The 13294-nt window shown below is 45.1% G+C and carries 14 protein-coding genes; 8 read left to right on the plus strand and 6 right to left on the minus strand.

The features are described 5' to 3' along the window. Positions 1 to 90: 90 nt before the first annotated feature. The 5 genes from AACX68_RS11490 (at position 91) to AACX68_RS11510 (ending at position 5042) form a co-directional block, all read left to right on the plus strand. Positions 91 to 732: a lysophospholipid acyltransferase family protein gene (locus AACX68_RS11490; protein ID WP_228857988.1), complete on the plus strand. Its 642-nt coding sequence runs from the start codon at positions 91 to 93 to the stop codon at positions 730 to 732. After that, positions 729 to 1673, plus strand: a complete 945-nt coding sequence (locus AACX68_RS11495; RefSeq protein ID WP_228857989.1) for a phosphatidate cytidylyltransferase — start codon at positions 729 to 731, stop codon at positions 1671 to 1673. The genes AACX68_RS11490 and AACX68_RS11495 overlap by 4 nt, the downstream gene beginning before the upstream one ends. Before the next feature lie 36 nt (positions 1674 to 1709). After that, the gene (gene fieF / locus AACX68_RS11500; RefSeq protein ID WP_228857990.1) at positions 1710 to 2609 is read left to right on the plus strand and encodes a CDF family cation-efflux transporter FieF; all 900 of its coding nucleotides are present in this window, start codon (positions 1710 to 1712) and stop codon (positions 2607 to 2609) included. A 212-nt stretch (positions 2610 to 2821) separates the two neighbouring features. Further along, a complete protein-coding gene (gene pfkA, locus AACX68_RS11505) occupies positions 2822 to 3799 on the plus strand; it encodes a 6-phosphofructokinase (RefSeq protein WP_099111235.1) in 978 nt (325 codons plus the stop codon). A 250-nt stretch (positions 3800 to 4049) separates the two neighbouring features. Then, a complete protein-coding gene (locus AACX68_RS11510; protein ID WP_228858020.1) occupies positions 4050 to 5042 on the plus strand; it encodes a sulfate ABC transporter substrate-binding protein in 993 nt (330 codons plus the stop codon). 63 nt (positions 5043 to 5105) lie between these two features. On the opposite strand, the gene tpiA is transcribed toward AACX68_RS11510, so the two are convergent. Together tpiA and AACX68_RS11520 are read right to left on the minus strand one after the other, a co-directional pair. Continuing rightward, positions 5106 to 5873: a triose-phosphate isomerase gene (tpiA, locus tag AACX68_RS11515; protein WP_228857991.1), complete on the minus strand. Its 768-nt coding sequence runs from the start codon at positions 5871 to 5873 to the stop codon at positions 5106 to 5108. Positions 5874 to 6011: 138 nt separating this feature from the next. Then, positions 6012 to 6632 carry a DUF1454 family protein gene (locus AACX68_RS11520; protein WP_228857992.1) on the minus strand — a complete coding sequence of 207 codons (621 nt, stop codon included), beginning with the start codon at positions 6630 to 6632 and terminating at the stop codon, positions 6012 to 6014. A gap of 77 nt (positions 6633 to 6709) precedes the next feature. On the opposite strand from AACX68_RS11520, the gene AACX68_RS11525 reads away from it, so the two are divergent. Next, positions 6710 to 7156, plus strand: coding sequence for a DUF805 domain-containing protein (locus AACX68_RS11525; protein ID WP_099111239.1), 447 nt, complete (start codon positions 6710 to 6712; stop codon positions 7154 to 7156). A gap of 34 nt (positions 7157 to 7190) precedes the next feature. Here AACX68_RS11525 and fpr read toward each other — a convergent pair whose 3' ends face one another. Further along, the gene (gene fpr, locus AACX68_RS11530; RefSeq protein ID WP_228857993.1) at positions 7191 to 7937 is read right to left on the minus strand and encodes a ferredoxin--NADP(+) reductase; all 747 of its coding nucleotides are present in this window, start codon (positions 7935 to 7937) and stop codon (positions 7191 to 7193) included. A 421-nt stretch (positions 7938 to 8358) separates the two neighbouring features. Between fpr and emrD the strand changes: the two genes are divergently transcribed. Next, a complete protein-coding gene (gene emrD / locus AACX68_RS11535) occupies positions 8359 to 9543 on the plus strand; it encodes a multidrug efflux MFS transporter EmrD (protein ID WP_228857994.1) in 1185 nt (394 codons plus the stop codon). 73 nt (positions 9544 to 9616) lie between these two features. On the opposite strand, the gene glpK is transcribed toward emrD, so the two are convergent. Together glpK and AACX68_RS11545 are read right to left on the minus strand one after the other, a co-directional pair. Beyond that, on the minus strand, positions 9617 to 11140 hold the full coding sequence (gene glpK, locus AACX68_RS11540; protein WP_099120871.1) for a glycerol kinase GlpK: 1524 nt from the start codon (positions 11138 to 11140) through the stop codon (positions 9617 to 9619). A 70-nt stretch (positions 11141 to 11210) separates the two neighbouring features. After that, positions 11211 to 12008 carry an MIP/aquaporin family protein gene (locus AACX68_RS11545; RefSeq protein WP_228857995.1) on the minus strand — a complete coding sequence of 266 codons (798 nt, stop codon included), beginning with the start codon at positions 12006 to 12008 and terminating at the stop codon, positions 11211 to 11213. Positions 12009 to 12397: 389 nt separating this feature from the next. Here AACX68_RS11545 and zapB point away from each other — a divergent pair, with 389 nt between their 5' ends. Continuing rightward, the gene (gene zapB, locus AACX68_RS11550; RefSeq protein ID WP_099111244.1) at positions 12398 to 12640 is read left to right on the plus strand and encodes a cell division protein ZapB; all 243 of its coding nucleotides are present in this window, start codon (positions 12398 to 12400) and stop codon (positions 12638 to 12640) included. Between the two features lie 114 nt (positions 12641 to 12754). Here the strand turns inward: zapB and rraA are convergent, their stop codons facing one another. Next, positions 12755 to 13267 (minus strand): ribonuclease E activity regulator RraA, encoded by a 513-nt coding sequence (gene rraA / locus AACX68_RS11555; protein ID WP_228857996.1) that lies wholly within the window; start codon positions 13265 to 13267, stop codon positions 12755 to 12757. Positions 13268 to 13294: the final 27 nt, after the last annotated feature.

Below are 13294 nucleotides of genomic sequence, written 5' to 3' on the forward strand. Positions count from 1 at the left end.
GCCAATCTTGATTATCTTACCTTCCCAGTCTGTTCAATTAAAAAATCTTATCACTGTTACTCTATATAAAAAGGGATAGGGATACCCTATATGGGAAAAATTCATAAAATCAGTTTGCTGTCGAGAAGCATGGGGGCGATGTTATCGGGCCTGTGTCGTGTCCTGACAGGGGTACGTGTGCGATGGGTTGGTTGCCAGCCATCGACTAAGAGCCGGATTTATTATGCCAATCATTCCAGTCATCTGGATGGATTAGTCATTTGGTCAGGTCTTCCATCTGTATTGCGCCATTTAGTACATCCGGTTGCAGCTCGTGATTATTGGGATAAAACCAAACTGCGTCGTTATCTTATTCATAAGGTATTTTGTGCTGTCTTGATCGAGCGTCAAGGAGAAAACAGTAACAGAAAAGAAATTCTGGCACCGTTGGAACGTGTTCTGGCGCAAGGGGAGTCTTTGATCATCTTTCCGGAAGGAACTCGTGGGAACGGTGAGCAAATCAATCCGTTCAAGAGTGGTCTATATCATCTGGCTCGAAAATATCCTGATGCTGAACTTATTCCTGTTTATCTGGAAAATTTAAATCGCGCTTTACCAAAAGGAAAAAGGATATTAATCCCCGTTATTTGTTCGGCGACATTTGGTCAGCCTCTGGATAAATTGGCGGATGATGAAAGTAAGGAAGCCTTTTTACAACGTGCCCAGACTGCATTGGAGGAGCTGGTGTTATGACAGGGATAGATCATGATTTGATGTTGTTGTTTAGCGGAATTTTTGGGGTGCTGATTATTGCCAGTGTGATTGGCGGTATTTTGTCACTTTGTTATTCAGGGGAAAAACGGAACGCAACCATCGATAATCTGAATGCCCGTATTCGTGGCTGGTGGATGATGTGTATCGTCTGTGTGCTGGCCGTAGTTATCGGGCCAATCGGGTCTGTTGTGTTGTTTTCTGTTATGTCCTTTTTTGCCTTGCGTGAATTTATCACTCTCACCCCGACTCGTCGTAGTGACCATGAGGCTCTGTTCTGGTGTTTCTTTGGTTTTCTGCCGGTTCAGTATGTGTTAGTTGGAATGCAGTGGTACGGGCTGTTTTCGGTGTTTATTCCCGTTTATGTTTTTCTGTTTTTACCGGCCCGTATTGCTTTGGTCGGTGATACAACTCACTTTCTGGAACGTACCGCAAAAATACAGTGGGGAATGCTGGTCACTGTGTTTGCCATTAGCCATGCACCGGCTTTGTTGATGTTAGATATAGCGGAATATCAGGGGCAGAATATCAAGCTATTGCTGTTTTTGATGATTGTGGCGCAAATGTCTGACGTTTTGCAGTATGTGTTCGGTAAATTATTCGGCAAGAGACCGATTGTACCGAAATTAAGCCCGAATAAAACGGTTGAAGGGTTTATCGGCGGTATCTTAGCTTCGGTATTGCTGGGAATCTCGCTGTATTGGATAACGCCATTTTCTCCGTGGGTAGCAGGAGGGATGTCACTGGCTATTACCTTGATGGGGTTCATCGGTGGGCTGTGTATGTCAGCGATCAAACGTGACAGCGGCGTAAAAGATTTTGGTGAGATTATTGAAGGTCACGGCGGTATGTTGGACAGAATCGATTCTCTTTGCTTTTCTGCCCCTATATTTTTCCATTTAACGCGCTATTTTTATACCTGATACAGACCATCCTGAATAACTCTGAGGGCTGTGAATATGGGTATGAATTATGGCCGATGGGTCAGTACTGCTGCACTGGTGGCGACAATACTGGCCAGTGTATTGTTAGTCGTGAAAATTTTTGCCTGGTGGTTTACCGGCTCGGTGAGTTTATTGGCGGCACTGGTAGATTCTCTGGTCGACTTGGCTGCTTCTCTGACTAATTTTTTTGTCGTGCGTTATTCCCTTCAGCCAGCGGATGAAGAACATACTTTTGGGCATGGTAAGGCCGAGTCACTGGCTGCTCTTGCCCAAAGTATGTTTGTTTCCGGTTCAGCGATTTTTCTGTTTTTGACAGGTTTTCAGCATTTATTTTCTCCCCAGCCTTTAGAACATGCCGCTGTGGGTGTTTGGGTAATCATCATTGCAATTGTTTCAACAAGCTGTCTGGTTATTTTTCAGAAATGGGTGATTAATAAAACTCAAAGTCAGGCCATTCGTGCCGATATGTTGCATTACAAATCTGATTTATTAATGAATGGCGCGATTTTGGTGGCATTGGTTTTGAGTGTCTACGGGTTCCGACGTGCAGACGCTTTATTCGCGTTGGGAATTGGTGTGTATATTCTCTATAGCGCGTTAAGAATGGGATACGATGCGATCCAGTCTTTACTGGATCGTGCCTTGCCAGATGAGGAACGGCAGGAGATTATAGAGATTATCAGGAATTACCCCGGTGTTTCCGGTGGGCATGATCTGCGCACCCGTCAATCGGGGCCGACGAGGTTTATTCAGTTTCATCTTGAGATAGATGATAATTTACCGTTGGTACAGGCTCATGCTTTAGCCGAAGGAATTGAAAATAAATTGCGTGATAGGTTTCCCGGTGCCGATATTATTATCCATCAGGATCCTAACTCTGTTGTTCCCGATGAACGGAAAAACCGTTGGGATTGATGGAGGAATTTATTCATAATCAAAATAATGTCAAAAAGTAGACAAAAGATTGATGCAGACTGAATGTTTTTCCGTATCATGGGCGCGGTTGAATCAATTCAGCTAATGAATTGGCAATCAAAAGTTGAGTGAAATAATCGTCGTGAACCTTCCCTTTTGGAAGGGCAGTCAGCAGATTAGGCAAATATTACATCTATAAGTCAGAGGTCATCATGATCAACAAGATTAAAAGAATCGGAGTCTTAACGAGCGGTGGAGATGCACCGGGTATGAACGCCGCTATTCGTGGAGTTGTTCGTGCCGCTTTAACCGAAGGGTTAGAGGTTTATGGTATTTATGATGGCTATCTGGGGCTGTATGAAAACAGGATGAAAAAGCTCGATCGCTACAGTGTTTCCGACATGATTAACCGTGGCGGCACGTTTTTAGGTTCCGCACGTTTTCCTGAGTTCAGGGATGATAAAGTGCGTGAAATTGCTATCGAAAACATGCGTAAGAATGAAATTGATGCGCTGGTGGTAATTGGTGGTGATGGTTCTTATCTGGGAGCGAAAAAACTGACTGAGGCGGGTTTCCCCTGCATTGGCCTGCCAGGTACGATTGATAATGATGTTGCGGGAACAGATTACACTATCGGTTATTTTACAGCGCTGGATACGGTTGTTGAAGCTATTGACCGTCTGCGCGATACCTCAACCTCCCACAAGCGTATTTCTATTGTTGAAGTGATGGGACGTTACTGCGGTGATTTGACGTTGTCTGCTGCAATTGCAGGTGGATGTGAGTTTATCGTGCTGCCTGAACGTGAAATTCCGTTTGATCGCGAAGAATTGTTAGCTGAAATTCAAGCGGGCATCCAGAAAGGCAAGCGTCATGCCATTGTTGCGATTACGGAGCATGTCTGTGATGTTGATGAGCTGGCAAAATATATTGAAGCGGAAACACGCCACGAAACGCGGGCAACGGTATTAGGTCATATTCAGCGTGGTGGTGCGCCAGTGGCTTATGACCGTATTCTGGCATCACGCATGGGGGCGTATTCTGTTCAGCTGTTGCTGGAAGGGTGCGGCGGCCGTTGTGTTGGTATCCAGAACGAAAAACTTGTCCACCATGACATTATTGATGCGGTGCAGAATATGCAGCGTATCTTCAAGAAAGATTGGTTAGATACAGCGAAGAAACTTTACTAACCTTCATAAGAGCGCTTTTCCGATACAGTCATATGATATTTATATGGCTGTTTTTCTTTTTATCTCTCTCCTTTTCATACGTCATATTCTCATAATGAATAAGTGGAAATTTAAAATTATTTCTGCGGCATAACGCTTTCTGTCAATTTTACGATGAAAATCATATCCAATATTGAGGAGAGCATTTCCGATGATTACGCCTATGAAATGGAAGAGGATGAAATGGAGAATAAGCCGGTATTCCCCATTGATGGTGCTGTTGCTGGTTATTTTGGTCGGAGGAAATGCCTGGGCAAAAGATTTACAGCTCCTGAATGTTTCTTATGATCCGACGCGTGAGTTATATCAGCAATATAATCAGGCATTCAGCCAATACTGGCAGCAGAAAACCGGAGATCGGGTCACAATCCGGCAATCACACGGTGGTTCAGGCAAACAGGCAACTTCAGTTATCAATGGTCTTCAGGCCGATGTGGTGACACTGGCTCTGGCCTATGATGTGGATGCGATTGCAGAACGTGGCCGGATTGCCAAAAATTGGCTTCACCGCTTACCCGATAATTCAGCGCCTTACACATCAACCATTGTGTTTCTGGTAAGAAAGGGAAACCCTAAACATATCAAAGACTGGTCAGATTTGATCCGGCCTGATGTTTCGATTGTGACCCCAAATCCTAAAACATCCGGTGGTGCACGCTGGAATTATCTGGCTGCATGGGGATATGCGCTGACTCATAACAATCAGGACCAGTCTAAGGCAAAAGCCTTCGTGAAGGCACTGTATAAAAATGTCGAAGTCTTAGACTCAGGTGCCCGTGGCGCAACGAATACGTTTGTTGAGCGTGGGATTGGGGATGTGTTGATTGCATGGGAAAATGAAGCATTACTGGCAATTCATACTTTGGATAACGGAGAGCAGGGGAAAGGGCAATTTGAAATTGTCACTCCGGGTATGTCTATTCTGGCAGAGCCAACTGTAGCGGTAGTCGATAAAGTGGTCGATAAGCGAGGCACGCGTGAGCTGGCAACAGAATACCTGAAATATCTGTATTCACCGGTCGGACAGGAAATTGCTGCAAAAAACTATTATCGTCCTCGTGATAAAACGATTATCGAAAAGTACCGTGCCGTTTTTCCTGAGCTGAAGTTATTCACAGTCGATGGTGTATTTGGTGGCTGGGAAAAAGCGCAGAAAGAACACTTTGCCACAGGTGGGGTATTTGATGAGATTATTCGCCGTTAACTGACAGGTAAGAAAAGGATAATCGCCACGGCGTTCTGCGGTGGCGATTATCTTTGTAAGCTCTTAGGCTTTTTTCGCTTCAGCTGCTGCTTTCACGATAACGGCAAATGCATCAGCTTTCAGTGATGCTCCGCCAACCAGAGCACCATCGATGTCTGGCTGAGTAAACAATTCTGCTGCGTTGCTGGCGTTAACAGAGCCACCGTATTGGATAATGACTTGCTCAGCGATAGCCGCATCCTGTTTAGCAATGTGATCACGAATGAATTTGTGAACAGCCTGTGCTTGTGCAGGAGTAGCGGATTTTCCGGTGCCGATGGCCCAGACAGGTTCGTAAGCAATAACGGTGTTTTTAAACGCTTCTGCGCCCAGTGTGTTCAGAACGGCATCAATCTGGCGCGCGCAGACGGCTTCTGTCTGGCCTGCTTCATTTTCTTGTTCAGTTTCGCCAATGCACAGAACCGGAATAAGCCCTTGTTCTTTCAGGATAGCGAATTTTTTCGCAATGAACTCATCACTTTCTTTGTGGTAAGTACGGCGTTCGGAGTGACCGATAATGATATATTTTGCGCCTACATCTTTCAGCATTTCTGCGGATGTTTCGCCTGTATATGCGCCGGAAAGGTTAATGCCTACATCTTGTGCGCCCAGAGCGATACGGCTACCAGCCAGGGCATTATTTGCCAGAGTGACATAAACAGTTGGTGGTGCAATAGCGACGCCACAGCCGTCAACGTTGCTCAGTTCTTTACGCAGGCCTGCAATCAGGTCGTTAACCATGTGGGTACTGCCATTGAGTTTCCAGTTACCCATAACTAATGGATGTCGCATGTTTTTCCCTCCAACCAGAAAAATAATCAAATTGCGAACTAAATGAATGTGCTCTCGTGAATAGTGATACGCCATTCTCTATCAGTGAAAGGCCGACAGTATAAAGATCATCGGCTCGAATAGCTCTGCGCTATGTCACTAATTTTCATTTGCTGGTACGTCAGATAGTGATAGCTTAATCGGTTCAATAGCGAAGGTCATTATATTTTCGCTGCTGTTTACGATGATATAGCGTATCGCCCCGATTTTTAGGCTGTAAAAAGGTTGTGTTTCCGCCATCTTAAAAAGTTTCTCTGTTTGTGTCTGAGCCTGTTCCAGAGAAAGTGTGGGTTCAAACTGGCGGGTTATGGCGGCGATATACTTTTTTGTCAGGAGCAGGTTTTGTTCTTTTTCCTGTGTGAGTTGGGATGGCAGCAATGTAATTTGCAGACTTTTAATTTTTTCACTGCCTCTTTCCAGTACGGCGGAAGAGTAGATTTTTTCGTTGATCTTGCTGGCAGCACGGATAAAAGGCAGAGAGATATCGGTGCTCGTAATAACTTTATATTCGTGCAGCAGAATATCAGGATGACTTTTATTGTATTTTTCCCGGAAGGCCGGGATATTGTCTTCAAAAGTCGGGGAATCAGGCAGGAGATACATTAACTGTGGGCGCAGATCTGGTGTGACAGAAGGCTCACCTGCAGTGCCTGAGAATGGTAAACCGATACCAAAAGCGATTAATATTGTCAGCAGAAGTTTATTTATGCCTGTTTTCATGTTGTTACTCGCCGAATGTAAGTCGCGGAAAAAGTGTCAATGGCAGAAAAACAGTATCCACAATTGGGAAAGAATACATGACATTACAACAATGGGGATTTTCATTCAAAGGTCGCATCGGGCGACGGGAGTTCTGGATCGGAATTGGTATCTGTTTTGCTCTGATTTTTATTCTCCTTACTCTGCATGGAATGAATGTTCTCCCCATGAATTTTGCGGCAGTATGCACAGCACTGATATTGTATCCGACAGCGGCGATTTTTTCGAAGCGCCTGCATGATCGCAATAAACGCGGAGGGTGGGCGTTATTGCTGATACTGGCCTGGTTTTTGCTCTCCCTCGACTGGAATATGCTAGCACCCATATGGCAGTGGGGAATTGGCCGTTTTATCCCGACACTGATTTTTGTCATGATAATACTGGACTGCGGAGTATTCCGGGGGACGGAAGGTGCAAACCGTTTTGGTGAATCGGCAGAAATGGTTGAGTACATCTCTGCCGGCAATTCTGCGCAAAAACATTAAATGGTCATATATCCAATGAGTTGATTTATGAACACTACCAGTATTGTTCACTGGTCACATGCCCCGGCCTACGGCGCAGGTGCTTTATCATGCCACGTTGTTCTTTAAGCAACTGTTGGGTATCCCTGACCATCTGGGGGTTTCCGCATAACATCACGTGGCTGTTTTCTGCCTGCATTGATAAGCCGATAGCGGATTCCAGTTCACCATTTTCAATCAGTGCCGGAATTCTCCCCATTAGCGAATTCTGGCATTGTTCCCGGCTAACGATGGTCTGGATCCGCAATTTCCCCTGAAACGTTTTTTCCAGTTGCCGCATGAGAGGTAAATAACTTAAATCCTGTTCCAGCCTGACCGCATGAACTAAGATAATATTTTCAAACCGCTCCAAATCACTTCCCAGCTGGAGAATCGAAAGATAAGGCCCTATACCTGTTCCGGTTGAGAGCATCCAGAGGTTTTGGCAATCAGGGATTTCATCAAGAACAAAAAAACCGGCTGCCTGTTCTGTCACCAGAACTTCATCACCGACCTGCAAAGTGGCAAGCTGAGGGCTGAGTTTTCCATTCGGTACAGTGACTAAATAAAACTCAAGGCTATTGTTATTGGGAGCGTTGATGTAAGAATAGGCCCGCTGGATACGTTCCTCTTCAATTTCGAGAGCAAGTTTTGCAAATTGGCCAGCAGTAAATTTTTCTATTGGTGCATGTAGCTTGATACTGAATAGTGAATCTGTCCAATTGGTGACGTCAGTGACTTTTCCTGTAACCCAGTTTGCCATTACATTTAGCCTCTCTGCACTATTACGAAAGAAAATTATACGAAATAAAATTTTACAGAATGAAATTGTACGGAGTGAGTGACTCATCAACTGGTGATTCTACGCGATTGAGGGAAATAGGCTTATCGATTACGTGTTGCAGTCTAATTAACTGTATTTTCGTTGTATTTTAAGATGGATATGTACACTTTTATTGACATTGTAGGGTAATATGACTGCAATTTTTTCCTCATGTAAAATTGTATACTGCCGATAAAAAATATACATTGCTCGGGAAAATTTAATCCAGTGAAGTCTGTAGTCAGGTTTGTTCATTAATAACCTGAGGGCTTCTCTGTTGCCGTTATACCCATCTGATTGATAGGGAATGTACCTTAATCAGGCGGTATATTTTGCTTAAATAAAATTGTATGTAAATGCGATGAGAAAAATAGCACATTTCAATTTATTGCTGATGTTAATTGCGTTAGCCGCTGTTGGGCAGATGACTCAGACAATTTATGTTCCGGTGATTGCTGATATAGCGAATAGCTTCGGCAAGCCGGCGGGGGAAGTTCAACGGGTTATGGCGGCCTATTTGTTCGCTTATGGGTTTTCACAGCTCTTTTATGGGCCACTGTCGGATAAAATCGGTCGTCGTCCCGTGATTTTAGCAGGAATGTCAGTCTTTCTGGTTGCTACAATATGTGCACTGTTTTCTTCCAGTTTATTGGCATTGGTGATCGTCAGTGTATTTCAGGGGTTGGGGACGGGTGTTGCAGGTGTAATGATACGTACTGTGCCAAGAGATTTATACACCGGGGCATCGCTGCGTTGTGCCAATAGTCTGTTGAATATGGCGATACTGGTCAGCCCGTTATTAGCGCCGATGATTGGTGGCGTCGTGGGCCATTATTTTGGCTGGCGGGCCTGCTATTGGTTTTTATTGTTGCTGGCTTCAGGCGTGATTCTGTTTTTATTCCGGCATTTCCCGGAAACCCGCCCGGAGCAGACAACGCAGAGTACAATGCTGGTTTCTTTCCATCAACTGCTATCCAATGGCATTTTTGTCTCTTATCTGATTATGCTGATTGGCGGTCTGGCGGGAGTAGCCGTGTTTGAAGCTAGCTGTGGAGTTTTGCTCGGCGCTGTTTTAGGGCTGGATAGTTTAACGGTCAGTATCTTGTTTATTCTGCCTATTCCTGCCGCATTTCTGGGGGCATGGTATGCAGGGCGTGAAAACAAAACGTTTTATCAGCTGGTGTGGAATGCTGTTATTTGCTGTCTGCTGGCCGGGACGTTGATGTGGTTGCCCGGCTGGTTCGGCATTATGAATGTCTGGACGTTGTTGCTTCCGGCTGCGCTGTTCTTTTTTGGGGCAGGTATGTTATTTCCGCTGGCGACGACGGGTGCTATGGAACCCTTCCCTTATCTGGCGGGTGCGGCAGGTGCGCTGGTAGGGGGATTACAGAATGTAGGTTCTGGTGTGGCTACGTGGTTATCGGCGATGCTGCCACAAAATAGCCAATTCAGCGTGGGTATGCTGATGTTCTGTATGGCGCTGCTGATTTTATTATGCTGGTTGCCAATTTCTCAGAGGATCCAGCAGCAGGAACGTACTGTCTGAGATATTCATTGAATTATCGGATACTAAAAAGCTCTGACGCTAATCTGTCAGAGCTTTCGCATGTATGCGCTTTTTAAGCGCGGTCTTCCCATTCCTGAGCACGGGCAACGGCTTTTTTCCAGCCATTGTATTTGTGGTTACGCTCTGTGGTTTCTATGCCTGGGCGGAATTCTTTTTCGATGGTCGCTTTACTTTTCACTTCATCAAGATCTTTCCAGAAGCCGACAGCCAGACCAGCAAGGAATGCTGCACCTAATGCAGTACTTTCACGAACTTCAGGACGCTCTACACGGGTGCCGAGAATGTCAGACTGGAACTGCATCAGGAAATTATTCGCGACCGCTCCACCGTCTACGCGCAGCGCCTGTAAACGTGCGCCGGAATCAGCCTGCATTGCATCCAGTACATCACGGGTCTGGTAAGCGATTGATTCAAGAGTCGCCCGGATAATGTGGTTGCTGTTTGCTCCGCGGGTCAGCCCAAAAATGGCGCCACGGGCGTACGGATCCCAATAAGGTGCACCAAGCCCGGTAAAGGCCGGAACAACATAAACGCCATTACTGTCTTGTACTTTTGTGGCGAAGTATTCGGAGTCTGCTGCGTCAGCGATCAGTTTCAGTTCATCACGCAGCCACTGGATTGATGCTCCTCCCACAAACACGGCACCTTCCAGAGCATAATTAACTTCACCCCGTGGGCCACAGGCTATAGTGGTCAGCAAACCGTGGCTTGAGCGTACTGCATCGGTGCCGGTATTCATCAGCAGGAAGCAGCCAGTGCCATAAGTATTTTTTGCCATGCCCGGATGGACACATAGCTGGCCGTACAGTGCGGCTTGCTGATCGCCTGCGATACCTGCGATAGGAATACGAGTACCGCCTTTACCGCCGATATTAGTCTGACCATAAATTGCAGAGGAGGCCGCAACTTTTGGCAGCATCACGCGAGGAATATCCAGCTCATCAAGGATCTTCTGATCCCAGTCGAGGTCATGGATGTTAAACAGCATAGTGCGGGAAGCGTTGGTATAGTCGGTAACATGTACGCGACCTTGTGTCATTTTCCAGACCAGCCAAGTATCAACGGTACCAAACAGCAGTTCACCATTTTCAGCACGTTGGCGGACACCCTCAACATTATCCAGAATCCATTTTATTTTTGTTCCGGAAAAATAAGGGTCGATAACCAGACCAGTGTTATGACGGATATACTCTTCCAGGCCTTCTTTTTTCTTCAGGCGGGTGCAGATATCTGCGGTTCGGCGACATTGCCATACAATGGCGTTGTAAACGGGTTTACCTGTCTCTTTTTCCCAGACAATCGTTGTTTCCCGTTGATTCGTGATCCCGATACTGGCAATTTGGTCTGAGCGAATATCGGCTTTTGCCAATACTTCAACCAGCGTTGAGCTTTGGCTGGCCCAAATTTCCATAGGATCATGCTCTACCCAGCCTGGTTTAGGGTATATTTGCGGAAATTCACGTTGTGAAATACTGACAATATTGGCATCGTGATCAAGAATCACCGCCCTTGAGCTGGTTGTTCCCTGATCCAGCGCAACGATATATTTTTTATCAGTGATATTTTCTGTTGTCATAACTATAACCTGGTCTTATTTAATAATTTTTTATTTTTTAATCTGTTATCATCTCTAAATATAGGCAAAACTAATTTTCACGTGGTAAATGGCGGGAAATTAATTTGCGGTAACCAAATGCACCCAGAATGGCGCCAATAATAGGGGCTACCAATGGAACAAGGAAATAAGGGATGTCCCGACCTCCGGTCAGAGCAATATTTCCCCATCCGGCAAAATAAGCAACTAATTTAGGTCCGAAATCACGAGCAGGATTCAGTGCAAATCCGGTCAGAGGACCAAAAGAACCGCCGATAACGGCAATCAGAATACCGATAATCAATGGTGCCAAAGGGCCACGTGGAATACCGTTGCCGTCGTCTGTCAGAGCCAAGATCAGGCAAAGCAAAACAGCCGCGATGATAACTTCAACAATAAATGCATGGAATACGGATATTTGTGTTGCAGGGTAAGTGGAAAAGACGCCAGCCGTGAAAAGACTTTCTTGCGACCCACGAGCAATGTTGTGAACTTGCTCATAATCAAGGAAAAGGTTGTAATACATCATATAGACAAGAGCTGCGGCGATAAAACCGCCTAGCATTTGGGCAATGATGTAAGGGAGTACTTTTTTTCTGTCAAAACTGGCAAATAGGCATAGAGCAATAGTTACTGCGGGATTAAGGTGAGCACCAGAAATGCCGGCAGTAAGGTAAATAGCCAGGGCAACACCAAAGCCCCAGATAATGCTGATTTCCCACAGTCCAAGTTGTGCACCTGCAAGACGTGCAGCAGCAACACAGCCTAAGCCGAAGAAAACAAGCAATGCTGTACCCAGAAACTCTGAAATACATTGACCTGATAATGTTGGAGTGGTTGTCTGGCCCATTTCTATATCCTATAAAAAGTACAGAGAGGAGATTAATTATTAGTCCTTTCTTGCTGCGTTCTGATTACGCAGAGAAAGGTGGTGTGAATTTATCGTTAATGAGCGGAAACGAGAAATAGCGAAATTGAAATCTGCGTGTTGCGTCAACAAAATGAGCGAATTCGCATTTAATTGGGGTTTTATTCATCGTTAAAATGTGATCTTATCTTCATTTAGGATTAGTCACTATATTTCTCGTCATACCCGGTAAATTTCGGGTTACCTCATGTCATAAATAAGGAGGTCGCTCGCAAGATGAAGGGTATATGCCACACATTAGAAGTATGAAACTAGACAGTCGTTAACAGGCTAAATACAATCAAGGCATTGCTTATAAGAGGGGCTCGAGAATGTCATTTGAAGTTTTTGAAAAGCTGGAATCTAAAGTTCAGCAGGCAATTGATACCATTACTTTGCTGCAAATGGAAATTGAAGAATTAAAAGAACAGAACGCAGTGTTATCTCAGGATGTCCAGAATGCGACAGACAGCCGTGATTCACTGGTACGTGAAAATGAGCAGCTCAAACAAGAACAATCAGCATGGCAAGAACGCTTACGTACCTTGTTGGGTAAAATGGAAGACGTACAATAAAGTATCCGCTGGCTTTACCGAAAGATAGTTTTGCAGAAATTATTTTGCAAAAAAAGGGCGATAATTACTGCGCCCTTTTTTATCAATGGTAAGGAGTGATGGCTAGGCTATAAGTTATGACACTTCATCATTATCTTCATCCCCATCTATTTCCAGCGGAACTTCTGACAAAATCATTCCTGTGTTGTCTGCATAAAGATAATCACCGGAAAAGAAAGTCACTCCGCCAAAATTCACTCTGATATCGCTGTCCCCGATGCCTTCACTGCTGGAGCCAGCAGGAATTGCTGCCATCGCCTGAATACCAATATCAAATTCAGCAAGGTAATCTACCTGACGCACAGCGCCATAAATGACGATACCTTCCCATTCGTTATTGACAGCAAGCTGGGCCAGCTCGGCATCGAGCAGGGCCTTGCGTACCGATCCGCCACCATCAACCAGTAAAATGCGCCCGCGTCCTGGCTCTTCCAGCAAGTCATAGAGCAGACCGTTGTCTTCAAAACATTTCACCGTGATGATTTGACCACCAAATGAAGTACGCCCACCAAAGTTGGAAAATAATGGTTCTACCACATTCACATCTTCTTGATAGATATCACAAAGTTCGGAAGTATCATATTTCATGGGATTTACGTCTGGTTTATGCAAGGA

Origin of the sequence: Xenorhabdus sp. PB61.4 (genome assembly GCF_963894935.1) — a bacterium.
Taxonomy (GTDB): domain Bacteria; phylum Pseudomonadota; class Gammaproteobacteria; order Enterobacterales; family Enterobacteriaceae; genus Xenorhabdus; species Xenorhabdus stockiae.